This is a genomic window from Bacillus sp. HSf4, assembly GCF_029537375.1.
Classification (GTDB): domain Bacteria; phylum Bacillota; class Bacilli; order Bacillales; family Bacillaceae; genus Bacillus; species Bacillus sonorensis_A.
Genome location: NZ_CP120679.1, coordinates 1,404,275 through 1,427,404, shown reverse-complemented (window position 1 = coordinate 1,427,404; position 23,130 = coordinate 1,404,275). Strand labels below are relative to the sequence as shown.

Sequence of the window (23,130 nt, the reverse complement as noted above, 5' to 3'; positions counted from 1 at the left end):
CCTGCTTTTGATTTACGAAAAAGCACCGGAGACACCGGTGCTTTATTTTACGGTATTTTCAGCTTCTGCCCCGGGAAAATCCAATGGCCCGGCTGCTTGATGTTGCGCTTGCTGCGTTTAATCATTACCTGTTTATTGGCATTCCAAATTTTCCGCCACTCTTGGCTGTTTCCATAGAAGCGCCCTGCAATATGCCAGAGCGTATCTCCTTTTTTGACGGTGTAAACTTTCGGAGCCGCCTTTGACGGCCGTTTCTTTTTTGTTTTCTTTTTTTGTTTGATTTTTCGGGGCGAAGCTGTTTTGTATTCCTTTAAGGTGATATCAAAATCGCGGTCACCGATGTCCTTTTCCCCTTCATGATGGGAAAAGCTTTCAATGCTGCATGTGAGATTGATCTTCGTCCCGGTCACGAGAAATTGAACCGGCTTTTTTGCTTTCAGCCATTTGTCAATCTTAAGAATCGCATTCTCCGGTGATGGAAACCCTTTGTATTCTGCAAGTGAAGAATATTGTTTCGGAAAATGCGACGAAAACGAAATCGTTTTCGCACCCGGTTCATTAATAAAGGTGATTTCGCCGAATTTCGCCACCTTTACCGACTCGTTTCCAAGATTATCGCTGATTTCAAGCTGCTCCGGCAGAACGGGAAGGCGCAGCTTTTCCTTGCCTTGCGTCAGCCAAAATTCGTACACGGATTTAGTCATACGCTACGCTTCCTTTCGTTCCGATATGGATGTCTCGTTCAAGCTCGTCGACAAGGGCACGCTTGATTTTGGCAATCAATGTCTCATGATCCTGCTCATTGTGGTAGTGATGATCACCGGTAATATAAATATTGAGCTCTTTGGCGCCTTTTGCAGGCGGCTGCTCTATACGGCTTTGGCCTGTTGTCGCAGCTGCCGCTTGGCCGCTTGATATAGAGCCGGACGGTTCAGAAGCCGGATCATGGACTTCCATTCCGAGCGCATCTGCAGCCTTTTGCAGCAGATAGCGGCCGCGAATGCCGCGTTCTTCGGGAATGATCCATTCCCGTTTTCCGCCTTCGCCGACGCGGGCAATTTGTTCGTTTGTGATGAGGCCGCCATTGGCATAACCCCTGTAGCCGCCGCCATTTCGCTTACTGCTCATTCCCGGCGTATTAAAAACTGAACCGTAACGAGCTTTAATGTAATTAATGGCCGCCACAGCATTATGAATCGGATTCCAGATATCATTTAACCCTTTCATCTTATAGGCGTTAAAGGTTGGATCAATCGTTTGCATTAACCCTTTGGATGGCGTGCCACGTTGGGCATTGCTATCCCACAAGTTAACAGCCCGCGGGTTTCCACCTGATTCATGCATAGCCATTTGAGATAATGGACCAAGCCAACTCATCGGCGTGCCTGTAATCATAAGGGCTTTGAGTAGCCAATCTTTTACGTTTCCGCCGACTGCTCCCATCCCTGCGAATGCTGCAGCTAGAGAGCCGGCTTGTTTTTCGGCGAAGCTCTTCACATCGACAGAGCTTAGCCCTTTCACAATACCGACAGACGCAAAACGCCCGAGACTCATCATGACTCGGGATGGAGAATGAATATCCAATTCATCGCGGAAGGCTTGTTCCACTTTCTTGGCCAGCTCTTTGGCAGCTTCTTTCACTTCACTGCCCTTTGAATTCATACCCGTTATAAAGTTGCCAATCATGCCATTTCCCCAGCCGGTTGATGACTGTTTCGCATCAAGGAATGGCTTATTGATATGAGTGCTGACAAATTGGTTTGTACCTGTAGGCGTAGAATTCTGGCCAGCCGCGAATCCTTTGACAGTATTCACACCCCAAGAAGATGCTGAATTAACCGTATTTTGAAATGGCGCTTTGACTTTGGACTGCAGGAAGCCATCCGTACCGGTCGCAGTCGCATTTTGCCCTGTAGCATATCCAGTCACCACATTTTTCCCGAAGGATGGAGATAAGGCACTCAAACTATTAAATGGCGTCTGAATATTTTTCTGCTTCCATTCTGCCATAGAAACAACGTTTGAATTTAATCCTTCATCAAAACCATCTGTGAATTGCTGACCAAATGACGATGCTTGATTCGTAACATCGCCGCCCGTATTCATCGATGGTGAGACAGAGGCAGAATAAGAAGCCGCACTTGAAATAGGTGTTACAGTTCCTGCATCAGCGGATGCCGAACCAATATCATCGACAACCTGCATGCCAAGCTGAGTTGCTGCCTGTGCCAACAACATTTTTCCGCGCCCGCGGTTGTTTTGAGTTGGAATGACAAATTCGTTTCCGGCTTCCCCGATCCAGGAGATGGTTGGTTTGGTGATATAGCCGCCCGTAGCCTTTGTATCTGGTTTCTTCTTCCGCTCGAAACCAGTCTTTTCTTTACCGATTTTTTCAAAGGCTGTTTCATTGTCACCATATATAAGATTGTTCCAGCCATCTTTTACAGACCCTCCAAAATCTTGTGCTTTTTTCCAGAGGTCACCAGCCCAACCAAATGCATTTTTAAATGCCGTACCGATTTCTTTGGCGAGGTCTAAAACGGGATCTAAAAGCTTATGAAACCACTTATCTATTCCCTTCCACGTTTCTTTAATATTTTCTATAGCCTCTTCAAACTTGTTCCAGATATCCATTGCAAGTTTGATGACAGGTTTTAAAATGGGATCCCAAACATATTCAATAAACCATGTTGATACGGTGTTCCATGTTTCCTGAATCCAATTCCATGCTTTAACAAGCCAGTCCCAAATGGCGGTTGCCGTGTGTATGGCCGGAACAAGAATTGGGTCCCAAACGTTTTCGACGAACCAAGTTGAAACGGTGGACCACGTTTCAGAAATCCAGTTCCATGCTTTAACAAGCCAATTCCAGATGCTGATTGCCGTTTGAACCGCCGGTCCAAGAATCGGGTTCCACACATACTCCATGAACCAAGATGAGGCTACCCCCCATACCAACTGGATGACGGACCAGGCAACTGCAAAGAAACCGACGACATTGTTTATCACTCTTACTGCAATATTGTAGAAGGGAATCCAAACGTTATCATTAAACCATGTTGATACGGTATTCCAAGTATTTTGAATCCAATTCCACGCTTGAACAAACCATTCCCAGACCTTAATAGCAAAATCAACGACGGGTTCGATCAAAGGAGTCCAAACGTTGTCCTGAAACCAAGTTGTTATGCTTGACCATGTGTCCTGGATCCAAGTGAGGGCATCATCAAAAGCTTTAGAGATTGGATCTGACACATTATCTGTGAACCAGTCAGACACCTTCTCCCATGTTTTTTGAATTTTACCCCATGTTTTTTCTGATTTTTTTACAATGGAATCCCATGTCTTCATGACGCCGCCGTTGTCGTCTAACATCTTCCCAAAATATTCACCGAGACTTGAGCCGCCCATGCTGCCGACGATGCCGCCGATAGCGCCTCCAATTGCCGTCCCGCCTACTGGAAGAATGGCTGTTCCGAGTGCCGCTCCCGCAGCTGCACCGGCTAGCCCGCCTCCAATTCCACCGCCTGCAGAACCGATTTTTTGACCTGCATTTTCGCTGTTCATGTCCATTAATTCAGTAGCAGATAATGCAACCCCTGCATAAGGGAGAAGTTTTCCTGCCCCCTTCCCCAATGCTTTAAGGCCTCTCTTCCATCTGCCTCCGGAACCATTTCCAGAAGGATTTCTCCCGGAACCTCTCCCTCCTGCAGGAGAGCTTTCTTCACTTCCAGGCCTGCTGCTTGTCGCCGGTTCATTGATCAGAGAACCGCCGCCTTCACAGCAGCAGCCACCGCCACCATCTTCTCCCTTGAAGAACTTTCCGAGCACTGCATCAAACGACTTATCCATAATCTTTTCGGGAAGACCCTCTACCCATTTTACAAACTTATCTTTACCTGCATTTAGGATTGCCGTCCATATCGCTTCTTCTTTTCCCTCTGAGGATTCACCGCCCGGCTTTTCCACTTTTGCATTGACTTCAATCGTTTTCTTCGCCTCTATGTCATTCAGTTTTTTCCGAAGAGCTTGGAGTTTGCCTGTTGCCTGGTCATTAAGTGTGAGGGTCGCTTGATGTTCCTTTGCAAAATGGCTGCTGATAAATGATGAGATCCGGCTGACTGTTTTTGTTACTTTATCGATCACATACAGGGTTGCGGTAAATCCTTTTTGCAATGTCGCCTTCATGTAACCGGTGATTTTTTGCACGGCTCCGGTCACTCGGTCATTGACGGCTGTGGTGATCGTATATTCATGAGATGCGAGAGCGGAAAGCATGTTTTTAATTTTACGAATGCCCGCTGTCGCCTGGTCATGAACAGAGATCGTGAATTGAAACCTCTCGGGAAGGTTCTTTTGGAGCTGATCCGAGATGTTTTGAATGGTGCTGCTTGCCAGGTCAACAGCCGATATCTTCAGCTGCCATGAGCTCAGATTTGCTTTTAATGTAAGATGAAGTTTGTTCAATGTTTTCGCGGCCTTGTCAGCCCTGACCTTAACAGTCAGTGGACGGCTGAGCATTTTTCGTCTTTTCTCTAAATTCTTAAAACCCTTTTGAATCCGCCGCAGCTTCTTCGACACCCGGTCTTCCAGCTCAAAACGTGCAGTCAGTTTAGCCATGGATTATGTACCTCCTTTCCGTGCTTCTTTTTCCAAGATGTCAAGCTTGTAGCTGATCAAGCCGTACAATAAAGCTTTAAAAGGTTTTGGCGCCTCATAAAGCTCGAGAAGCTCGGATGGAGAATAATGAAGGTCATGCATCGCAAAATAGAGATACACCGCTTCTTTATTCCCATCCTTGATCAGTTTTTTGCTTCTTCTTCCAGGTCTTCGAGATCGTCTTCAAAGCCGTTGATTTCAATCGCCTTATTGAGCCAGTTTGCGTATTCTCCGCCGACGGAGAGAACGCGTTTGGCGACTTCGACAGGATCGGCTGTTTGATATGCGTCTCTTAATTCTTTTGAACGGAAATCAGGATAGATGGTGGATTCGATCGCAATTCTCGCATAAAAACGCTGGGTGTCGAGGTCTTTGACACGGCCTCTGCCTTTGATGTTTTTATATGTTGTATTTTCTTTTTCCAGCTCATCGATTCGCTCTGTTGTAATCGGCTTGAACACAAACGGAATGACATTGCCCTTTTTATCAGCGAACCGCTTTGAAATCGGCACTTTTATTTCCTCGGCTTCAACGGTTTGGCCAGGCATAAAAAAGGAAAGATCGTATACTTTTTCTTCTTGTTTTTCGCTCATGGTTGATTGCTCCTCCTGAATTTTCATTTCTGCACAATAAAAAGCGCCCTCGGATGAGCGAGAGCACTTGGTTAAATATTCCTGCCGATCTGTTTCTATGGCAGGACCGGCGAACGTGCTTCATTAGGTGCGACCAGCACCTTTAAGCCTGTTTTTATTTAAAAGGTGTCTTTCAGCTTTTCCGGCACATCAAAATCTTCAAATGTGAACGGAACTTCTTCTTCAAGCGCCTCTGAATCGACATCAAGGCTGGCGATTTTGGCGGAGTCGAAGTTCACGTCATACAAGGTGACGCGTTCTGTTCCGCGGCCTGACGACTGGTCGTCAAGGACGGCTTGAAGAGTAAAATACGGATCATCGCCTTTTTTCACATAGTTCATCATTAAAGTGACGAATTGAGACGTTACTTTATAGAAGGTCGCCGTTCCTGTACCATTTGCGCCTGTTGTTTTATGGCCGGTCATCCGGCGTCCCATGATGTTGACTTCCGCTTTATTTTTTTCAACATTCGCCTCAAATGTTTTAATGTGCGCCATTTCCTCACCGTCAAGAAAAAGGCGTCCTTCTTTTCCTGAAATCGTGTTTTGCGCTTTTAATGCCATATTATTTTACCTCCACATTAAAGTAGAATTTTTCTGCTGCATCAACCGGCTGAATGGCTGCATCGATTAAAAATCCGTCGCGGTCTTCGTTCAGTGCAATGGCAATGTCGTTTTCCGAATCAAAACCGGAAATGCCGCCCGCTTCCTGAAGCGCCGTCATGTATTGGATGATCAATGTTTTGACATACTGCAATCCGTCCTCGGAAGCAGGAATGTCGCTGCCGCTTGCTTTACGGGCTTTGATTAAAGTCTTCAATTCACGGGTCAAGTCGTTGTTCACCCCGTCGAGGACGCGGATGATTTTGTTTTTCGAAAATTTCTTGTTCTTTTCCTCCGTAAAGCTTGTTAAAGAGTTGATGTCTTTTTCGACGCTGACCGATTGATCGCGGGCGTCAAAGGTAAATAAGAACTCGCCTTTTTTGAGGCGCTCAATCACCTGGTCTTCGTCCAGGCGGTCAAGAACGTCAACAGCACCTTCGTATTCGACAAAGGTTAATGACTGATTAAAAGTCGCGCCCGCGCTGGCTCCGGCCACCCATGCCGTTGCTTTGTCAGGAGTGATTTCCGTGCCGTCTTCAAGGACGACGCCTCCTGTCACATTTATGATGCCTTCATGATCAGCGGCATAATTGGCGACAACACCTTGAACTTTTTGGCCTTGTTTGTCGCGCAGACGCTTAATGAAAGCTGCAAATGTCGCTTTCAGCTGCTCGTTGTCAGCGACAGGCAAAGCGATCGTATGAAAATATTCTTTTTCGGCAGCATCCAAAAAAGCCGTGTAATCCGCGACGCTTGCTGTACCGTTTTCACCGCCGGACAGCGCCGTGCCGGCTGTCAGCTCAAGTGCGCCTTCACCTTGAAAAATGACATAAGCATTTGCCGTGAGCTCTGCACCTGTCGTAACGGTCTGGCGGTCTGCTTCATCTGTACCGACAAACGTCGTCACATCATATTTTTTTGGATCGAGAACATTCTCGGAAATGCGGATGGATATGTTATTCCCTTTTTCACCGCCGTATTTTGCAGTGACCGTCAGTGTTTCGCCAATTTGAGCTTTGGCTGGAACACCTGTATTTAATCGGTATAAAAGGACCGTCTCCGCGTTTTTCTTCGCTTCGCGGAATAACAGAAGAGACGGATCATCAATGTTCAATCCCACTTTTTTGTTTAAATCCTCGATGCTTGAAATGGCTGCGAATGTTTTCGGCTCTCCCCAGCTGGTGACAAGAGGAAGCGCCACAGTGCCGCGGTTTCCGAGAGAGACCCGTTCCTCTGCTGTCGTTTTGAAATTAAAGTAAATGCCGGCACGCTCTTTTTCTTTGCCTGGTGTGAATGTTCCGCCGTTCATTAATTGATGACCTCCTTGGCTAAAAATGTTTGGATAAGCTGACTTGCTTCGGTTTTTGCAATCTGTCTTTCTTTCACATGAAAAAGAGCACCGTCAAGCACTTCCGGCTTTACACCGAAAAGCTCTTTCGCGTGCTCCCGCAGATCCTCAATGTAAAAAAGCGCTTCCTGTGGCGCCTTTTTTGCTGCTGATTTCGTCTTTTTGCTGACTGTCAATTATTTCACCCCGTTTGTCACATCAATTGTTTCAAGTGAAGGCTGAGCCTCTCTTTTATACCAGTAGCGGCTGTTCCATTGCACAATAATGGAGGCCGTCCCGCGATCCCCGATCCTTGTCTCGATTCTGTTGATTCTCAAGCTTTCCCCGGTGCCGGCGCCCGACTGATCAATCAGCGGGATCATATGACGTGCCTCTCTTACGGCGTCTGCGATCCGTTCCGCTTGATCGAGGGCCGCTTGTGAGTCATGATGAAACAGTCTGACATTCAAGGTGAACACCTTCTTGAACGTTGAGACTGTATCATTTTCATCAAAGACACGAGGAGGCGGAAAATAAAGCGACGGGATTTGAAAATGATCGGGAACTTCTTTTTCATAGCATACCGCAGGAAATGTTTGATAAAAGAAATTCATGACAGATCCCGTTTCATCGTTCACATCATCACCTCCTTACAAGGAATCGAGCCAAGTTTCCAGCCTTTCAGACAGGCGTTCTTCAAATAAACGCGCAAATATCGAAAACGCGTGCTCCCAATAGCCTGTCCCTTCCACCCATTTGCGTTTCAAGGCCATACCGGCCGTTGATCCGGGATCATAGAAAAAGCGGCCGCCCTGCCACCTTCCGGGAATCCACCTGATTCCGTCCTTTGCTCCTGTCCAATGGCCGTCATTTACAAATGAGGCATACTCCAATTCAGTGCCTAGTTCAAGCGACAGCCCGCCGCTTTCTACTATCCAAATATTTTCCTCGGCTCCCCGCCGGAATGAGCGCAGCAGCCGGCCGGTATCAACAGATTCCGCCTGAATGATTTCCCGGCTGATGAGCTCTAAAAAATCGAGTCCGGCCTGTTCCAGCCAGGCGGCCGCCTGTTTCTGAAAGCCTCCGCTTGCCGCTTCGTCAAGCGCTTCTGACAGCTGTTTCAAGCCTGTGATTTTCATAGTTTTTCATCCCTTACTGCGAGCACTTCCCAATGATGATCTTTGATGTTTCGCGGTTTTTGCAGTGTGTAGCCGGTACCGTTCCAGACGACTTGATCATGCAGACGGACATCCGCATCCCGCGGAAAATGCACCAAATAAGAATGATAAATGACCTGTTCCGGATCCTTTTGCACAAGCGACTGATTTTTTTCTGCAAAATAGCAGGGAACATCGACGTGATCAGGGGTTTCTCCGTATGTGCGAAGCGGCTGAAGGTCCGCCGCCGGAACGCCGTATTTCGTTTCCGGCGCCTGTTCTTTTTTGACGTGATAGATATCACAGCGGTCGCTCAATAAATGCCGGTAGCTCATATCGCACGCACCTTGAAGCGGGCGGATTCGTAATCGGAAATATATTCTTCAAGAAGTTTGTAAACATCCGGCTTCACCATGCCCCCGCCGCCGGAGAGGGTATAAGAATAGTCTCCTAACTTCTCGGATTGATAGCCCTTCATGAATGACTCATCACCGTTTTTTAACGCATGATACTGCGCCAGCTTCAGCAACGCGAGCCTTGCTTTGTCCGGCAGCGGCTGATATGTCACATCAGTGAAAAGGTGGCCCGTGATCTGTCTGACATCTGCTTCGGCTTCGAGAATATCCTGGCGCAGCAACTCGGGAGAACGTTTTTTCACAGCCTCAAACACGGAATACTGGATGATATCATCAGGTGTGATCAGCATTTTCGTTCATCCTTTCCCGCCATCCTCCGGCGCGTTTCCTTCACTTCAAAGCATGGGTTTCCTTTTAAATACCTGTAAAGATCTCTGGAAATGGGCTGTTCTTCTTGAAAGCTGAACCTTATGCCTTTCACATCATATGTTTTGCCTTTTACGAGTCTTGCGCTATACATTGCTGCTACTCTTTCACATTCATGATTTTTGCCACGGCATCTTCTTCTTCGAATTTGCTGTCCAGTTTTGCAGTCAGGACGATGATAAATTTGCGGGCGCGAATGTCTTTATCAACTTCGATTCTGATATTCCGCGAGAAACCGAGAATAATATTTTTCGGATGCGTCAAAATGATGTCCGAAGCTTCTCCTGCTGCATCCCCTTCCCCATAGGTATACGGCTGAATGTTTGATACCCCTTTTACTGGCACGCCGAATGCGGTTGACAGCCCGCCTTGAACGGCCGCATCCCCGAGATTGGTCTGCCGGTCTGCGACGCGGTCCTTCCATTCCACTTCCTGACCGATCGATGTATAGAACCTGAATTCTTGGGGAACGCGCATGTATTTCGCAGGTACTGCTTTGAGCCCCTGTTTAAAAAGCTGGCGGCTGATTTGTTCGCCTCCGGCATCGACGATGTGGGAAACGGACTGCTTCCTGATGCCGTCAAGCTGGGCGAGATACGGATCGGACGATGTGACATCACCGTTGACAATCAGTTCTTCGATATCGACGGCGGCCCGTTCGGCCAGCATTTGCATCAGCGTATTTGTAAGACCGTCTTTTTCGATGTTGTTTTCAAGCGTGTCATACGTAATATTGACTTCTGCGATGACTTCTTTCGTGTTCAGCTGCACGGTGCTTGTCACAGGAACGGTTAATTGATCATCAGTCAGTGTTTTTCCTTCATCGGCTGCCCTTAAAATTCGCTGGCCGAATCCGATTTTTTCAAATTTCTGTGAATCGCTCTCCATTTGGATGACGCGTGATTCATTGAAAATCGTCGGCGTATTTTGCACCATGCGAATAAATGCGGAAGCCTGCGCCGGATTCATCAATCCTCCGCTTTTCAGCGATGCAAGCGACATTTCAGCTTTCTGAATAATATCTTGGTTTCTCATTGTTTTCCTCCTCTTAATTAAAGCAGTCCGCTCCAAATCGATTTTTTCACTTCTTCTGCTTCGCCTTTTTCATCTGCCGTCTGCTTTGAAGCGCCTCTCGTCTTCTCCAGTGCTTCAATGCGTGCAATAAGGGGTTCGAGCATTTTTTGGACGATGTCTTTCACATGTTTGTCAATGTCTGATTGCTCTTGATTTTCGTTTGCTTCCGTCTGTTCTTCCAATGCGTCAAGGCGCTTAAGAAGCGGGGCCAAGACAGATTCGATCGTTCCCTGGACTTCTGCTCGTTTCATTTCTTTTTCTCCCTCTCCCGTTTTTTGTTTATTTCCTGCGAAAATATGCTTAAACATCTGAATGAAGCTGCCCGCCTCATCGTTTTTTTCGCCGGGTGCTGATTGATGGTCAAGCGTTTCAGCGGTGCCGGCCATGCTGTAGCCTGTTATTTCTCCTTTTTTGATCTGCTCCCAGACTTCATCACACGCTTTTGTGACCAGAACCCAAGAGCCTTTGGCAATCGTTTCGCCGTTCACTTCAAAATCGGCCGGAGCGATATAGGATTCGACAACTTCGCCGACACCGCCCTGAAAATTGTGGTCTTTGTCAATCTTGCGGGCGTCTTTCAGAAAACCGTGAGCCGCTTTTTGGATTTCCTCAGCCGTCATGAAATCTTGGTGGGCATCGATGACATTCGGTTCATAGACCACACCGTAGACGAGCTTTTTTTCATCCTCCGCTTTTGCGATCAGCTTGACTTCCTTTTGAAAGGTCGGCGTTTGCTTTGATTTGGTTAAAAAGAATCTCTTTTGGTTGGCTGCCTTGTCGACATAACTGACGAAATTGATTTTTGCATTTTTCAGCTCTCTCGGCACGCAGTGTTCACCTCCTTTCAGGGCTGTTGTTGAACGACTCGATCATCGCTTTTAATTCGGGCAGGAGGCTTGCGATTTCAGAAGCTCCCTGAGTCTGGGCCTGTCCGGCTGCCGGACGGTTGTAAGCTTCTTCAGGCCATTCGTCAAGCGTTTTGCCGAGCACCCTTCCCGCCAAATCCCGCAGATCGTTCGCGGAAACCGCTCCCGCCTGAATAAAAGGACCAAGCACTTTTGCGATCTCCAGCGGGTCGCGAAAGTCTGGTCCTTTTAACTGCAGCCGGGCATGATGAATCCGCAAGTCGCGCAGAAACAGCGTATTCAGCTTGCCGATCAGGATTTTCCGCTCCGGCTCAAAAACCTGTTCCTCGGTTATTTTGCGCGCTGTATCAGCCGTTGCCCTGTTATATTCATGGGCGTCTCCAGTGTAAAGCGGCGGAAGCCTGAAGGATGAACGGATTTTATTGCGGCTTTTTTCGTCATATTCAAGAAACAGCGCATCTTCCTGCAAGATTTCAGCCAGCGATTTGATCTCCACTTTCACCGGGGTAATATCTTGCGTCCCGTGGATATCTTTTTCTTGAGAAATGCCTTCCGCTTCGATCAAAAGAAACTTATGCGCATTTTCGACACCTTCCAAATCATTCATATATTCCTGCAGCTCTCTGTAGGAAGTCTCTGAAAGCATGCCGTTTTCGACCGTGATCACAGCCGGCACATGCCGCCCCTGTCTGAAATACATGTAGTTCAGTTCTTCCGCCTTCCTCGCGCCGTAGAGATTGACGATATTTCCGATCCATCGGGGAACACCGTAAACACCGCTGCCGATTTTAAAATGAACCGCTTCATTCGCCCTTTCTTCAACAGGCGTCTTCCGGTTAAATTCGCCTGTTGTCATATCCATGATGCGCGGGTCGCCGTACTCTTTGAAGTACACCTTTCTTCCGTCGATCATCTGAACATATTTGCGGAATTTTTTCTGCCTTTTCATTTTTTTCACGGTTCCGTTTTCTAAATAGGCAAACTCGATCTCGACCGGCTCTGTCAATCCGCAGACGCGCATGTTTTTCACATCAAGATACTCAATTCCCGCCGGCTGCCCCGCGCCGTTCCTTAACACTTCCAAAAAGCCGTTCCCCGTTTTTTCCCGGTCTTCTATCATATAGCCCAACACCGTTTCAGCCGATTCATCGAAATGAAGATGGCGGCAAAATTCCTCAAGCTTGCTCCAATCAGCTTCAGCCGCTGCTTTTTGCTCAGGTGTTACATCCGCTCCGTTAAAATCAAATGCGTATTCGGCTGAAAGCCCGAATCCGGCAATATTTGTCTTATAGGCATCAATACATTGCTGGAGAATGGAAGAATATTCGGCGATCATTTTCAGCTCCTTGAGATTGTATGGAGGCGCGAGAATGTCATCGCCGTAAATCTCCGAAAATTGATCTTCATAAATTTGTTTTGTCACAGGTCCCCGATACTGGGATTTCATGACCTTTGCTCTTACCATTTGTTGAGAAGTCATGTGTTACCTCCTTTTCCTGTTCGGACGTTGTTTCACATCCGGTTCCGCTTTTAAATCTGTGACTTCATAGTCATCGAGCGCGTACCATAAAGCGGAAAGAGTGTGCGGGTCAATCGTGAACCGGTCCTCTTTCAGGTGTCCGTCTTTATCCGCGGCATAGGTCAGGGGCTGTAATTCATAGATCGTATGGATGCAGCGGTCGGAGCAAAAGATTTTTTTAAACCGTTTGATTTTTTTCGTATATTGGAGGCGGGACCCCTGGAATTTGCGGGCGCCTATCATATTAAAACCGTTTTGCCTGAAATACTGGATGCTTTTCGGCTCGGCCGGATCGGCTTTAATGAGCTCCTGTGTGCCGCGGAGCTCATCAAGGTCCTTCGCCGTCATATCGTCTGTCAGCTTGTTTTTGTAATACTCCCAGTAAATATAAAGGTATTTTTGCTCGGGATCGATCACCGCACGAATGACGGCATTGTAGGATTCTTCAAACCCAAAGTCCATTCCGGTTCGCTTTAAAGGATTTGAAATGCGGTCGATTTGTTTCATGACCGTTTCATGCTTCATCACTTCAAACTGCGGCAAAACCCTTGTGCCGTTCACTCCAAAGCGGCCTTTCCGGGCAATCCGGTAAAGATCCGGATCATATTCCTTCATATCGTCAAGCTGCCTGATGTAGCTTTTCGGCAGAAACAAATTGTCCTCTGCCGTGGAATGGTGGTAATACGTATCACCCACGGTGACAATCCGCTTTTTATATAAGGCTTCGTCGTCCAAAATAAACCGTTTCTTCAGCTCATCTTTAAAAAAGTGTCTGTACGTCCAGCTGCCTTTGCTGACAGGGTTTGTCGTCAAGATCATATGGAGCTTCAAAAAAGGGTGGCGCAGCCGGCCGATCAGTTCTTTAAAGCCTTCATACTTCACTTCCGAACATTCCTCAATCCAGATCAGCGATATATTATTGATCGATTTCAATTTAGACGGATTGTCCATGCCTTTAAAAATGATCCGGCTCCCATTGGCAAACCTGATGTGCATCGGTGAAGAAACCGCTTGTACCGCTTTTTGCGCCCCCAGCTCCTCAATAATCGTTGAACATAATGAAAAGGTGGAATCGCGGTGTGTTTCAAACACCTCTCGCACAACCAACGCGGTTCGCTTTTCCTGCAAGAGCTTTAACATGATTTTTAATGCGGTGTGATAGCTTTTTGATGAACCGTAGCCGCCGACAAGGAACTGAAAGGTCTGCTCCCAGTTGAATACATAATCTTCAAAATGGGGATTGATTTCCTTCCTGATCAAACCGAATCACCTTTTCGGGTGATCAGCACTTCAACCGTACCGTCTTCAGCGTCTTTTTCCGCTTTTTGTTTGGCAAGCTTCAGCTTTTCTTTTTCGATTTTCCGTTTAAACGAATCCGGGAACAGGTCAAAGTATTGAGACAGCTTGTCCAGCGCCTTCATCTTGTCGGCCAGCTTGATCTTGATTCCCTCTTTTCCGAGCTTCGCTTCTGTGACCACTGAACCGTCGATGAAATCGGAGTGTTTGACATCGACAAAGCTGACCTCTTTCATGACGGGATTGTTTTCTTCATCAAAGATCGGCCCTGCTTTTCCGACAGCCTGCACTTCTTTCTTGCCGAATGTTACATAATCCGTTATATCTGCAAACGCGATTTTTACATAGACGTGAAGGACATCCATCGCCTCGACGAAAATCTCGCCCACCATGTCTTTTTTGATGCGCCTGATTTCTTCGGCAACCTTTTCGTTTTTAAGAAGACGGCAGCCTGTCACATGAGCGCTCGCAGGCGAGTATCCCGCTTTAACGGCGGCTTGAGTGGCGTTGAAGCTTTTGACATAGTAAATGCAAAACAGCCGCTGGCGCTCATTCAGCCCTTCACTGTGAATCAGGCCGGCATCTTTTCCCTTGCGTTTCTGTCCGCTGTTTAACGCTTCCTTCCAGCGGTCGCGGCTTTTCCAGGTGCTGATCTTTTGGTTTGAAACCCCAAGCTCATCAGCGATCGCCCGATTTGCAATGTTTCCTTCATATTTTTTAAAAAGCTCGAATGCCTCGTCTCTTTTCGGGTCTCTTGGCCTTGGCATCGCAGGTCTTCACCGCCTTTCTTTTGTAGCCTGTTATATTTGATCTTTCATTCGTGCGAACGTTTGTTTCCTTCTTTCACTTATAGGTGGCAAACGTATGACAAGTGTGAATGTTTTTATGCCAAATCATCCAGCGGTTGTTCAATTCGCTTTGCCATTTTTGTTTGCGCCCGTTTCACATTGGTTTGCACGGTTGACTTTTTGATGCCGAGCATCGCGGCAATCCGCTCATAGGAAAATCGCTCTACTTTATGTAAGATGAAGATTTCCTTTTCCCTTGCCGTCAGAACGGAAAGAGCCGCTTCAATCCGGGCTTTGTCAAACGGTGAAAGCTCCTGAGCCGGCTGGAATGTCATCCGTTCTGAAAAAGTATCGATGATTTGCGGGTCCTTGATCAGCATTCGTTTATAAGAATCCCGCCTGTCAATGGCCCGTCTGATCCCAGGCTCTCTGCCGTTCTCAAGCCAGGCGATCACATACTCCAAATCCGTGATCATGTTTCTGATCAGCTTCTTATCTTTCAGCTGTTCAGCCGTCAATTCATGTTCATCTTGTAATGGCTGATACAATTTTTTTGTCGCCTTCAATGTTCTTTTATATTGAAAAAGTAAATCTTCCATGTTCGGTTCCCTCCGTTTTTCCAAATAAAAAAGGACACCAATCAGCTGCAACCAGTGCATTCTGATCAGTGTCCGCAGGCTTTCCGTCTTGGACATCTTCCATTTTCGAATCTGCTAAAGTTTATATCCGATTTCAAAATCGACCCTGGCCAGGTCTCCTTTTCGCGTTTCCACAACCGTTTTTCCGTGCTCCGGGGCTTCAGTCTGCCATGCCGTTCCTTTGACTCCGTCAAGGACGATCACCGTCACCTTCCCCTTTGTGATGCGGCTTGCGAGAGATGTCTCCTCTAAGGAACGGATTTGTGTCGGGTGTTTCATTCTGATTCCTCCTCATGTTGTGTTTCCGCTTTTGAAATGACTTTATTTAAAACATGGATCAGCTTACCCTCGATCGACTCGGGGGCGGCCGGACCTTTGCTCCGCAAATAGGCAAGAGCCAGTTTTGATGCAGTCAACAGCTCTGGTGCCGCGGCGATTAAATGAGCATTTTTTTGTTGAGAAAATGCGGTGTAATCTGCGATTTGGGCGATGAGCCTCCCGTTTGAATACGGGAAGCGCTGTTTCTCCTGCTGACTGTATGCTGAATAAATGTATAAATCCGAGCTCGTTCTGACGATGCGCCATGGCGGCGGACTGTAAACTTGAGCTTCTTGTTTCACTTTTTTCACCTTCCGTCTTCCTGAAGCCATTTTTCAATTTGCGCCTCTTTTTTCGCTGCTGTCAGAAAAATGACAATCAGCTTATATAAACATTTAAGCACTCTGTTTCACCCTTGCTTTCATTTTGAGCATCAATGCTTCAAGCTTGTTGATCGTCTCCGTCAGATCGCCGCGTTTGTCCCGGCAGTTCGGACAGGCGGCGAACATTGTAGCGGAGCCGATCTGCCTGTGCACTGTTTTTCTTCCTTCACATAGTCGGCACATTAAAGCATTCCCTCCAGTCTATGATTGATGTCGAAAGCGTTCCCTTTCAGGATGACGAGAAAGTCCCGGCACATTTCTACAAGCCTTGTACCGAGCGCTTCATCAATCGCGATGATTTCTTCTATATCAAGCTCGCTTGAAAGCAAAATCGGCTTATGGTTCAAATATCTGTAATTGACGACCGCATAGGTTTGTTCAATCTGCCATTCCGTTGCCCTGGGCTTACCGCCGGCAGGCTTGAACAAATCATCGAGAAACAGAACTTCAACTCGCTTCATCCTGTTTAGCTTATCCTCAAGCAATGCAAAGTCCCGTTTTAAATCGTTGAATCCTTCGACAAAAGGGAAATAAAGGACCGGCACATAAAGCTTCTGCATCAGATGATTGGCTGCCGCCGTAAGCAAATGGGTTTTTCCCGATCCCGGACGTCCTAAAAGCGCGATGCTGTTTCTCCGGCTTGTTCGAATCTCCGGATAAGCTTGTCCATATTCAAGGGCACAATCATAAGCGTCTTGTACAGACGGATGCTTGCCTTCGGTCTTAAAATGTTCAAAACTGAGGGTTTTAAATGCTTCGGTAATCTCACTGGACTTTAAAAGCCTTTGCGCCCTGCGCCGTTCTCTGCAGGGGCATGCCACCCATACTTCCGTATCTCCGCGCCGCTCGATAAACCCGAGTTCGTCTTTGCACATGGGGCAGTCAAACCGTTTGCCGGCGAATTCGTCCGGTTTGGCCGCCTGTAATGAACGGCTTTTTTTTCTCAGTTCTTTCATGACATCGTCGATCGTGCGTCTGCCCATTATTTTCCCTCCTTGACCTTGTCCCGGCGCCTGACTCTTGCAGTCGATCCAGGATATATTTTTCACAGTAGCTGAAGACTTTGATCGTTTCCTGTTTGCTTTTTCTCCGTTCTTCATACTCGAGAAAGCATTGTTCAAGCCATTTGATTGTTTGCGGCAATGAGACACCGCGGGCGACAATCCGGGCGATGGCTTCATAATCCCTCTGTGCAGGCCGGACATCCCTTCCTTCCTGCAAAGACCTGAGAGCTGCGAAACGTTCAGCAACCGCCTGAATTTGCTTTTGTTTTGTTTTCATCTGTATAACATCTTGATTAGATCGGACAGGTTTGCCGGTATCACTAGACTCATTTGTCCGTTCCGCAGACTGTGAACGGACATTTCGGGCCAGCCATTTTTTCGAATGTCTGACAGACAGAATCAAACCGTAAGGAGCCCGCGTCACAGCAATGTAACCGCTCTGTTCGAGCTGGGAAAGCCACCTTCTGATCGTTTTTTCATTCACACCGAATACGGCGGCGAGCTCCGACGCTTTCAGCGGCTTATTTCCGAGCACAATTCCCCATGTGATGTCTTCTTTTTCAATTTCTTTCGTCGTTGAACTGATGCACCATAAAAACAGCCAGATGGCGCTGCCGATTTTGTCGTAATGCTTCCGGTTTAAAATGCCTGAATAAATCGGGAACGGGTAACTTTTTTCAGTCATCGGCCGCCTCTTTCCGCTGTAGAGGCACTCTCTCGCTTGAGCATCACATATCGCTCATATTGGTCTTTCGTTTCAAATTGAAACACCGGCGTTCCGTCCTTTGTAAATGAGATCGATCCGCCGGCTTCTCCAAGTCTCCATTGGTCAAACCGGTTATTGCTGTATGGAATGGCAATCGCCTCCATGCTGTATCCCCCTTCTACGGCCCCTGCTTTCGCCTTCCATATCGGCTGCCGAACGACAGCCTCCCGCGGATAACCATAGGCCCGGATTTGTGTAATCATAGGATGTTCGAGATTCATCACATCGCCTTCTTTCCTCATGTGTTCATTAGATACATTTCGTATCAAGAATAACCTGAAAAAGATCGGGAAAAAGCTCACGATCCGAAACAGCATAGAGTTTTTCAAACTTCAGCATCGTTTCTCTGCCCGGATTTCGTGCCCCATTTTCGATTTTGCGAACATAGACCTCAGATATTCCCAATCGTTCGGCCACTTGCTTCCGAGTCCATCTCCGCCTTAAGCGTTCTTCCATTAAACGTTTTCGCAAATGTTTTCACCCCGCTGTTTTGATACAATTCGTATCTGTATGTCTATGATTATAATTGATACATTTATTATCATCAATACTTTTTTGATACTTTTTTTATCATTTATTTCATTCGATACATTTTGTATCTATAATGGGTATTATAATGACGAAGTGAAGGAAGCGAGGTCATTCTATGCTGGGCGGCAGACTGAAAACCTTAAGAGGAAAACGGACACAGGAAGAAGTTGCGAAACAGATTGGCGTATCACGAGCGCGCTATTCCCATTATGAAAACGGAAGAAGCGAGCCAGACTACGAAACATTGAAAAAACTGGCCGATTACTATAAAGTGACAATCGATTATTTGCTGACAGGTGCGGAAAAAAAGGAGCCGCTTCAAGACAGCCTTGATGACCCCGATCTTCAAATTGCCTATCGGGACATGCGGGAATTTTCCCCTGAAAGCAGACAGCAGGCGATTGAGTTCATTCAATATTTGAAGGAAAAAGAAAAAAAACGGCAGCCTGAAGACAAACAAACGGATAAATAAGGTATTTTTATTAAACATTCCCTGATGAGCGCCGATTTAATGAATAAGACCTGCATCAAAAGGGAAAGATTTGCTCAGGCGGTTTCTCATGATATATAGTATAATCTGCATGTGTATTAAAGCCCCTTAGCCGGGCTTTTCTTTCCCGCTCAAAACAGAACATTCGTTCGAAGGGGTGTCTCGCATTGGAATTTTATTTAACCCATCTTGAAGAATACGTCAAAAATATGTATCTAAAGTTTGGTTTTTTCGAACCGCAGCACATCGATATGAACAGAGTCGCAGCGGGGCTTAATATTTGGATTCACTATGAAAATATGGACAGCATGATGATCAAGCATGACGGAATGTACAGCATCATTCTTAACAGCAAGCTCTCAAGACAAAAGCAGTGGGAGGACTTCGCACACGAGCTGTGCCACGTTTTAAAGCATGCGGGAAATCAATTAAACATGAACAAAATGTTCAGGGAGCTTCAAGAATTTCAAGCCAATCAATTTATGTATCATTTTTGCGTGCCTACTTTCATGCTCTTGAAATTGGATTTTCCCGAACTGCGCTGCAATGCCGTGAAAATGGTTGCCGACCTGTTCAATGTAACAGACGAATTTGCCGCCAAACGAATCGAACTATTTGAAAAACGCCAGACCGGAATCGAGTTCCACAAAGCGTGGACGGACAGCCTGCAAATCGCAGGAGAGCATGCTGAAGGACGGGATCAAGAAGATGAATTGACACGCTATAAACGGGAAACCAGGCGCCCATACGCCGCCCGAAAAAGCGCTGAAAAGCTGCTTGCGGCTGAAAGGCAGACAGCATATATGCTGAAAAAGTGACGGAGAAAGCCGGCAGAAATGCCGGCTTGCGGATCATCGATACACTTTTTCAATCCCCTCTTTTATCGCTGCTATATAACGGAAAAACACCTCGTTCTTAGACGCTTCCCTTCCCTTTAAACTGAAACGCCCGAACATCGCCTTTCGCTGGGCTGTGCTGATTTCTAATTGCACGCTTAAACCTGTTTTGCACCGATTGTTGATGCTCGCAGGATTCGTCCCCGACAGATGGGCGTCTGCCGCCAGGAGTTCAGCGGAAAACCCGTGGTTGTGTAATGCTTCGGCAAAAATACGGGCCCGTTTGTGATCAGTCCCGCCGACCAGCGTCCGGCAAAGAGAGGGTTCTTCATAGCCGTGCAAAGCCAAAATATAATGGTGTCTCTCGGCCATTTGCACGGCAAGCGGGTCATCAAAATGGGCGCTTGTAACGTGAAGCTCTTTGTTGCCGGATCTTTTCAGCCCCTCAAGCAGATAAACGGAAAAATCCGCGGCCAAACAGCGGACGATTTCACTGATCCCCGGCTCAATCCCCCCTCCGTGCGGAGCCATCACAAGCAGACCGCTTTCTGATACCCTTGAAAAGACCGTATAATCGATCCCCTTCTGTTTATTTTTCGACAGCTCTGTAAAACTGGCGTATTGGTCTGTCAATCTGTGTTTCATCGTTCTCCCCGGAATGTCTGTTTTTCAAGTAGTTTACCCGCAGTCACTAAGTTTGTAAATTACAATTGGATATTTTTTTGATATGATCAGATGTATACCGCATGATTAGGAATGAATGCTTAATGAAAAAAACACTAGGAAACATGGTCGCAGTCACCTTAATCTTTCTTTTGATCCTCTTTGTCTTCGCACTCTTATTCGGATCTTATTTTTTCGGGACCGCCGGTTTTTTCGCCATTTTCGGTGTAACCTATGAATCACCGGCCTCACTGCTTTGGTTTATTCTCCTGAGCTTTGTCCTCGGCGTCGTCTTTGAAATTCCCGAAAGATTTTTAAGCCTTTTGATCAGACGTAAAGCCGTCACTTTTACAATTGATTGCTTCTTCACTTGGCTGGCGATCCATTTAGCCGATGAAATGATGGACGGGATCAATATCCCGATCGATGTTGAAATCATCGCCTGCTTGTTTTTATTTGTGATCCAGCTGGCCTTTGATGAAAATAAAGAAAGGAGCATATCTGATGACTGAGCAGGAAAAAGATTTGCAGCGTTTTCGAAAAATGAGAACATGGGAGCGGAGATCGGATTCATTTTATGGTTTATCCATGATTTCCGATTCTATGATGGTGTGTGTCAAATGGATCGGTGGTATCATCGTTAAAATAGTCCTTTGACACCATTTCGAAAAAAGGCCTTTATGAAGGGCCTTTTTTTTCGTTACAATACATGATGTTGACCGATCAGTATAAATACAAAGGAAATGATAAAATGACGGAGCAAACAAAAAGCCGCGACAAAATCCTGCGCACGGCTTCCAGGCTGTTCCGCAAACAGGGCTACCATGCGACTGGACTGGCCCAGATAACGGCAGAAAGCGGAGCCCCAAGAGGATCGATTTATTACTACTTCCCCGGAGGCAAAGAAGAGCTTGCCGCCGAAGCCATCAAATTAACGGGTGAACGGATCAAAACCTATATATCATCAACTCTCAGCCGGGAAGCGGACCCTGTAAAAGCGTTTCAAACATACATGCAAACGATGGCTGACGGCGTAAAAGCGCACATGATGGAAGAAAACGATGATATCCCGATTGTCTCAGTCGCTTCAGAAACGTGGTCTTTCAGCGAGACGCTGCGGAAAACGTGTGATCAAGTTTATCAAGATTGGCAGCTTGTCTATCAGGAAAAACTGACACAATCAGGCTTTCCCAAAGAAAAAGCGGCTTGTTTGAGCATTGCGATTCAGGCGATGATAGAAGGCGCTTATGTACTCTCCGTGACGAAAAAAAACGGCCGGCCGCTGAGCGCGGCTGCTCAACAAATTCCATATATGCTTCAACAATAATCAAAGGTGGGAAATCAAATGGAACATACAAAAAAAGGATCCATCATGATCATCGCAATCTTAATCGTCGGCAACTTCCTTGCTTTGATTAATGAAACGGTCATGAATGTGGCATTGCCGAAGATCATCGACGACTTCCGCATATCTGCAAATACGGCTCAATGGCTGTCTACCGGATATATGCTCATGATCGGAATCGCCGTACCGGTGACTGCGTTTTTAATGCAGCGGTTTACGACACGGCAGCTCTTCATTTCCGCCATGGTCTTATTTACAGCAGGGACTTTTTTGGCGGGGGCGGCTCCCGTTTTTCCCCTCGTCCTCGCAGGGCGGATCATCCAGGGCTCCGGAACCGGACTGATTCTGCCCTTGGTGATGACTGTCATTTTGACATTGGTTCCCCCAAAAAAACGCGGAACGGTCACGGGGATGCTGACCCTTGTCATTTTATTTGCCCCGGCGATCGGTCCGGTGATTTCCGGCTATATTGTCGAGCATTATTCATGGCGCATCGTCTTTTTCATGATGCTCCCTGTCGCGCTTTTCATGATCGTCTTTGCCGTTTTCAAATTAAAAAACGTCACCGAACTCACCTATCCGAATATTGACATATTGTCGATCATCTTATCGACCGTCGGATTTGGAGGGATCGTTTTTGGCTTCAGCAACGCCGGAGAAGAAGCGGGCTGGAGCAGCCCGAAGGTGATCATCGGACTTGCGGCCGGCATCATCGGTTTACTGCTGTTTGTCCGCCGCCAGCTGAACATGAAAGTGCCGATGCTTGACATGAGGCCTTTCCGCTCCAAAATCTTTTCCGCGGCAGTCGTCCTGATGTGGATCGTCATGATGCTGCAATTTTCCATGATGCTGATTTTGCCGCTGTACTTTCAAATGGCGCTCCAGCTCTCCCCGATGGATACAGGGCTTTTGATGCTGCCGGGAGGCTTGGTACTGGCCATGACCTCTCTTGTGGCAGGACGCCTGTTCGATCAGCTCGGATTTAAGCCGCTTTTATTCACAGGCTTAATCATTGTGATGGCCGTGCTTTGGCTGTTTACGAACATTTCAAGCGATACCTCGATGGCAGCGGGAATGATGCTTTACGCAGGGTTTACACTCGGCGTCGGCCTGACGATGGCACCGATCATGACGCTTGGCTTAAACCAGGTCCCGAAACCTTTATATCCGCACGGTTCGGCGATCATGAACACGGTCAACCAAGTATCAGGCGCAATTGGACCGGCTTTGTATACAACGATCCTGACAACTGTTTCAAACCGTTACATGGAGCAGTCCTCCATCACAAACAAACAGGAACTGCAAATGCAGGGAATGACGTCAGGCGTTCATACGGTTTATTTCGTCGCCATCGGTTTTGCCTTTACTGCTCTCATTATTTCATTTCTTTTAAAAGCCAAGAATGAATACTCTCAAAACAGCTAAAATAAACAACCTAGCTTAGGCTAGGTTGT

31 protein-coding genes are annotated in these 23,130 nt (G+C 46.9%); 5 read left to right on the top strand and 26 right to left on the bottom strand.

All coding sequences use genetic code 11. The features are described 5' to 3' along the window. Positions 1-47 precede the first annotated feature (47 nt). From P3X63_RS07295 to P3X63_RS07180, 25 genes are all read right to left on the bottom strand, one after another. The gene (locus P3X63_RS07295; RefSeq protein ID WP_026586598.1) at positions 48-704 is read right to left on the bottom strand and encodes a LysM peptidoglycan-binding domain-containing protein; all 657 of its coding nucleotides are present in this window, start codon (positions 702-704) and stop codon (positions 48-50) included. Further along, positions 697-4,209: a transglycosylase SLT domain-containing protein gene (locus P3X63_RS07290; RefSeq protein ID WP_481748570.1), complete on the bottom strand. Its 3,513-nt coding sequence runs from the start codon at positions 4,207-4,209 to the stop codon at positions 697-699. The genes P3X63_RS07295 and P3X63_RS07290 overlap by 8 nt, the downstream gene beginning before the upstream one ends. A 414-nt stretch (positions 4,210-4,623) precedes the next feature. Next, a complete protein-coding gene (locus P3X63_RS07285) occupies positions 4,624-4,761 on the bottom strand; it encodes a hypothetical protein (protein ID WP_142246159.1) in 138 nt (45 codons plus the stop codon). A 41-nt stretch (positions 4,762-4,802) separates the two neighbouring features. Next, on the bottom strand, positions 4,803-5,252 hold the full coding sequence (locus P3X63_RS07280; RefSeq protein ID WP_026586596.1) for a phage tail assembly chaperone: 450 nt from the start codon (positions 5,250-5,252) through the stop codon (positions 4,803-4,805). A 158-nt stretch (positions 5,253-5,410) separates the two neighbouring features. Beyond that, positions 5,411-5,854, bottom strand: coding sequence for a phage tail tube protein (locus tag P3X63_RS07275; RefSeq protein WP_026586595.1), 444 nt, complete (start codon positions 5,852-5,854; stop codon positions 5,411-5,413). A gap of 1 nt (position 5,855) precedes the next feature. Then, positions 5,856-7,202, bottom strand: a complete 1,347-nt coding sequence (locus P3X63_RS07270; RefSeq protein ID WP_277692666.1) for a phage tail sheath family protein — start codon at positions 7,200-7,202, stop codon at positions 5,856-5,858. Beyond that, positions 7,202-7,417: a YqzN/YkzM domain-containing protein gene (locus P3X63_RS07265; RefSeq protein WP_026586593.1), complete on the bottom strand. Its 216-nt coding sequence runs from the start codon at positions 7,415-7,417 to the stop codon at positions 7,202-7,204. Before P3X63_RS07265 ends, P3X63_RS07270 begins: the two co-directional genes overlap by 1 nt. Next, positions 7,418-7,858 carry a hypothetical protein gene (locus P3X63_RS07260; protein WP_026586592.1) on the bottom strand — a complete coding sequence of 147 codons (441 nt, stop codon included), beginning with the start codon at positions 7,856-7,858 and terminating at the stop codon, positions 7,418-7,420. A 12-nt stretch (positions 7,859-7,870) separates the two neighbouring features. Continuing rightward, positions 7,871-8,359, bottom strand: a complete 489-nt coding sequence (locus P3X63_RS07255) for an HK97 gp10 family phage protein (RefSeq protein WP_026586591.1) — start codon at positions 8,357-8,359, stop codon at positions 7,871-7,873. After that, positions 8,356-8,712 (bottom strand): DUF3599 family protein, encoded by a 357-nt coding sequence (locus P3X63_RS07250; RefSeq protein ID WP_277692665.1) that lies wholly within the window; start codon positions 8,710-8,712, stop codon positions 8,356-8,358. Before P3X63_RS07250 ends, P3X63_RS07255 begins: the two co-directional genes overlap by 4 nt. Continuing rightward, positions 8,709-9,083 carry a protein YqbG gene (gene yqbG, locus P3X63_RS07245; RefSeq protein WP_277692664.1) on the bottom strand — a complete coding sequence of 125 codons (375 nt, stop codon included), beginning with the start codon at positions 9,081-9,083 and terminating at the stop codon, positions 8,709-8,711. Before yqbG ends, P3X63_RS07250 begins: the two co-directional genes overlap by 4 nt. Further along, a complete protein-coding gene (locus tag P3X63_RS22830) occupies positions 9,077-9,253 on the bottom strand; it encodes a YqbF domain-containing protein (RefSeq protein ID WP_142246132.1) in 177 nt (58 codons plus the stop codon). Before P3X63_RS22830 ends, yqbG begins: the two co-directional genes overlap by 7 nt. Positions 9,254-9,258: 5 nt before the next feature. Next, the gene (locus tag P3X63_RS07240) at positions 9,259-10,194 is read right to left on the bottom strand and encodes a phage major capsid protein (protein WP_077736999.1); all 936 of its coding nucleotides are present in this window, start codon (positions 10,192-10,194) and stop codon (positions 9,259-9,261) included. 17 nt (positions 10,195-10,211) lie between these two features. After that, a complete protein-coding gene (locus P3X63_RS07235) occupies positions 10,212-11,060 on the bottom strand; it encodes an XkdF-like putative serine protease domain-containing protein (protein ID WP_077737000.1) in 849 nt (282 codons plus the stop codon). Positions 11,061-11,067: 7 nt separating this feature from the next. Then, the gene (locus P3X63_RS07230) at positions 11,068-12,579 is read right to left on the bottom strand and encodes a phage portal protein (RefSeq protein ID WP_026586586.1); all 1,512 of its coding nucleotides are present in this window, start codon (positions 12,577-12,579) and stop codon (positions 11,068-11,070) included. A 3-nt stretch (positions 12,580-12,582) separates the two neighbouring features. Then, positions 12,583-13,878 carry a PBSX family phage terminase large subunit gene (locus P3X63_RS07225; protein ID WP_077737002.1) on the bottom strand — a complete coding sequence of 432 codons (1,296 nt, stop codon included), beginning with the start codon at positions 13,876-13,878 and terminating at the stop codon, positions 12,583-12,585. Beyond that, positions 13,875-14,681 (bottom strand): terminase small subunit, encoded by an 807-nt coding sequence (locus P3X63_RS07220; protein WP_277692663.1) that lies wholly within the window; start codon positions 14,679-14,681, stop codon positions 13,875-13,877. Before P3X63_RS07220 ends, P3X63_RS07225 begins: the two co-directional genes overlap by 4 nt. 116 nt (positions 14,682-14,797) lie before the next feature. Continuing rightward, the gene (locus tag P3X63_RS07215) at positions 14,798-15,301 is read right to left on the bottom strand and encodes a sigma-70 family RNA polymerase sigma factor (RefSeq protein ID WP_026586583.1); all 504 of its coding nucleotides are present in this window, start codon (positions 15,299-15,301) and stop codon (positions 14,798-14,800) included. Between the two features lie 114 nt (positions 15,302-15,415). Further along, complete coding sequence (locus P3X63_RS07210; RefSeq protein WP_026586582.1) at positions 15,416-15,619, bottom strand: XtrA/YqaO family protein; 204 nt, start codon at positions 15,617-15,619, stop codon at positions 15,416-15,418. Beyond that, positions 15,616-15,960: a hypothetical protein gene (locus P3X63_RS07205; RefSeq protein WP_026586581.1), complete on the bottom strand. Its 345-nt coding sequence runs from the start codon at positions 15,958-15,960 to the stop codon at positions 15,616-15,618. Before P3X63_RS07205 ends, P3X63_RS07210 begins: the two co-directional genes overlap by 4 nt. Before the next feature lie 93 nt (positions 15,961-16,053). Beyond that, positions 16,054-16,224, bottom strand: a complete 171-nt coding sequence (locus P3X63_RS07200; protein WP_201278492.1) for a hypothetical protein — start codon at positions 16,222-16,224, stop codon at positions 16,054-16,056. Next, positions 16,224-17,024 carry an ATP-binding protein gene (locus P3X63_RS07195; RefSeq protein ID WP_035428014.1) on the bottom strand — a complete coding sequence of 267 codons (801 nt, stop codon included), beginning with the start codon at positions 17,022-17,024 and terminating at the stop codon, positions 16,224-16,226. Before P3X63_RS07195 ends, P3X63_RS07200 begins: the two co-directional genes overlap by 1 nt. Beyond that, the gene (locus tag P3X63_RS07190) at positions 16,924-17,730 is read right to left on the bottom strand and encodes an ArsR family transcriptional regulator (RefSeq protein WP_277692662.1); all 807 of its coding nucleotides are present in this window, start codon (positions 17,728-17,730) and stop codon (positions 16,924-16,926) included. The genes P3X63_RS07195 and P3X63_RS07190 overlap by 101 nt, the downstream gene beginning before the upstream one ends. Next, entirely contained in the window at positions 17,727-18,032 is a 306-nt protein-coding gene (locus tag P3X63_RS22825) for a hypothetical protein (protein ID WP_410206905.1), read from the bottom strand. Before P3X63_RS22825 ends, P3X63_RS07190 begins: the two co-directional genes overlap by 4 nt. A gap of 28 nt (positions 18,033-18,060) precedes the next feature. Continuing rightward, on the bottom strand, positions 18,061-18,282 hold the full coding sequence (locus tag P3X63_RS07180) for a helix-turn-helix domain-containing protein (protein ID WP_277692661.1): 222 nt from the start codon (positions 18,280-18,282) through the stop codon (positions 18,061-18,063). 175 nt (positions 18,283-18,457) lie between these two features. Here P3X63_RS07180 and xre point away from each other — a divergent pair, with 175 nt between their 5' ends. Then, a complete protein-coding gene (xre, locus tag P3X63_RS07175; RefSeq protein WP_026586577.1) occupies positions 18,458-18,814 on the top strand; it encodes an HTH-type transcriptional regulator Xre in 357 nt (118 codons plus the stop codon). Positions 18,815-19,041: 227 nt separating this feature from the next. Further along, positions 19,042-19,650: an ImmA/IrrE family metallo-endopeptidase gene (locus P3X63_RS07170; RefSeq protein WP_409444773.1), complete on the top strand. Its 609-nt coding sequence runs from the start codon at positions 19,042-19,044 to the stop codon at positions 19,648-19,650. 33 nt (positions 19,651-19,683) lie between these two features. Here P3X63_RS07170 and P3X63_RS07165 read toward each other — a convergent pair whose 3' ends face one another. Next, on the bottom strand, positions 19,684-20,313 hold the full coding sequence (locus P3X63_RS07165) for a poly-gamma-glutamate hydrolase family protein (RefSeq protein WP_026586575.1): 630 nt from the start codon (positions 20,311-20,313) through the stop codon (positions 19,684-19,686). Positions 20,314-20,435: 122 nt separating this feature from the next. Here P3X63_RS07165 and P3X63_RS07160 point away from each other — a divergent pair, with 122 nt between their 5' ends. The 3 genes from P3X63_RS07160 to P3X63_RS07150 all read left to right on the top strand — a co-directional run bounded on the left by P3X63_RS07160 (position 20,436) and on the right by P3X63_RS07150 (position 23,101). Then, a complete protein-coding gene (locus tag P3X63_RS07160; RefSeq protein WP_277692660.1) occupies positions 20,436-20,843 on the top strand; it encodes a YrvL family regulatory protein in 408 nt (135 codons plus the stop codon). 239 nt (positions 20,844-21,082) lie between these two features. After that, a complete protein-coding gene (locus P3X63_RS07155; protein WP_277692659.1) occupies positions 21,083-21,658 on the top strand; it encodes a TetR/AcrR family transcriptional regulator in 576 nt (191 codons plus the stop codon). An 18-nt stretch (positions 21,659-21,676) separates the two neighbouring features. Further along, entirely contained in the window at positions 21,677-23,101 is a 1,425-nt protein-coding gene (locus P3X63_RS07150; RefSeq protein WP_277692658.1) for an MDR family MFS transporter, read from the top strand. The last annotated feature ends 29 nt before the right edge of the window (positions 23,102-23,130 follow it).

Bases quoted from the DNA above. Each gene is read 5' to 3' on its own strand.
- P3X63_RS07150 (WP_277692658.1), top strand. From the start codon at position 21,677: ATGGAACATACAAAAAAAGGATCCATCATGATCATCGCAATCTTAATC.
- P3X63_RS07280 (WP_026586596.1), bottom strand. From the start codon at position 5,252: ATGAGCGAAAAACAAGAAGAAAAAGTATACGATCTTTCCTTTTTTATG.
- P3X63_RS07275 (WP_026586595.1), bottom strand. From the start codon at position 5,854: ATGGCATTAAAAGCGCAAAACACGATTTCAGGAAAAGAAGGACGCCTT.
- P3X63_RS22825 (WP_410206905.1), bottom strand. From the start codon at position 18,032: ATGAATCTCGAACATCCTATGATTACACAAATCCGGGCCTATGGTTAT.
- P3X63_RS07285 (WP_142246159.1), bottom strand. From the start codon at position 4,761: ATGCATGACCTTCATTATTCTCCATCCGAGCTTCTCGAGCTTTATGAG.
- P3X63_RS22830 (WP_142246132.1), bottom strand. From the start codon at position 9,253: ATGTATAGCGCAAGACTCGTAAAAGGCAAAACATATGATGTGAAAGGC.
- P3X63_RS07155 (WP_277692659.1), top strand. From the start codon at position 21,083: ATGACGGAGCAAACAAAAAGCCGCGACAAAATCCTGCGCACGGCTTCC.
- P3X63_RS07240 (WP_077736999.1), bottom strand. From the start codon at position 10,194: ATGAGAAACCAAGATATTATTCAGAAAGCTGAAATGTCGCTTGCATCG.
- P3X63_RS07160 (WP_277692660.1), top strand. From the start codon at position 20,436: ATGAAAAAAACACTAGGAAACATGGTCGCAGTCACCTTAATCTTTCTT.
- P3X63_RS07165 (WP_026586575.1), bottom strand. From the start codon at position 20,313: ATGAAACACAGATTGACAGACCAATACGCCAGTTTTACAGAGCTGTCG.
- P3X63_RS07270 (WP_277692666.1), bottom strand. From the start codon at position 7,202: ATGAACGGCGGAACATTCACACCAGGCAAAGAAAAAGAGCGTGCCGGC.
- P3X63_RS07210 (WP_026586582.1), bottom strand. From the start codon at position 15,619: ATGAAACACCCGACACAAATCCGTTCCTTAGAGGAGACATCTCTCGCA.
- yqbG (WP_277692664.1), bottom strand. From the start codon at position 9,083: ATGCTGATCACACCTGATGATATCATCCAGTATTCCGTGTTTGAGGCT.
- xre (WP_026586577.1), top strand. From the start codon at position 18,458: ATGCTGGGCGGCAGACTGAAAACCTTAAGAGGAAAACGGACACAGGAA.
- P3X63_RS07195 (WP_035428014.1), bottom strand. From the start codon at position 17,024: ATGGGCAGACGCACGATCGACGATGTCATGAAAGAACTGAGAAAAAAA.
- P3X63_RS07230 (WP_026586586.1), bottom strand. From the start codon at position 12,579: ATGACTTCTCAACAAATGGTAAGAGCAAAGGTCATGAAATCCCAGTAT.
- P3X63_RS07190 (WP_277692662.1), bottom strand. From the start codon at position 17,730: ATGACTGAAAAAAGTTACCCGTTCCCGATTTATTCAGGCATTTTAAAC.
- P3X63_RS07170 (WP_409444773.1), top strand. From the start codon at position 19,042: ATGTATCTAAAGTTTGGTTTTTTCGAACCGCAGCACATCGATATGAAC.
- P3X63_RS07220 (WP_277692663.1), bottom strand. From the start codon at position 14,681: ATGCCAAGGCCAAGAGACCCGAAAAGAGACGAGGCATTCGAGCTTTTT.
- P3X63_RS07215 (WP_026586583.1), bottom strand. From the start codon at position 15,301: ATGGAAGATTTACTTTTTCAATATAAAAGAACATTGAAGGCGACAAAA.
- P3X63_RS07295 (WP_026586598.1), bottom strand. From the start codon at position 704: ATGACTAAATCCGTGTACGAATTTTGGCTGACGCAAGGCAAGGAAAAG.
- P3X63_RS07255 (WP_026586591.1), bottom strand. From the start codon at position 8,359: ATGAAAATCACAGGCTTGAAACAGCTGTCAGAAGCGCTTGACGAAGCG.
- P3X63_RS07250 (WP_277692665.1), bottom strand. From the start codon at position 8,712: ATGAGCTACCGGCATTTATTGAGCGACCGCTGTGATATCTATCACGTC.
- P3X63_RS07200 (WP_201278492.1), bottom strand. From the start codon at position 16,224: ATGTGCCGACTATGTGAAGGAAGAAAAACAGTGCACAGGCAGATCGGC.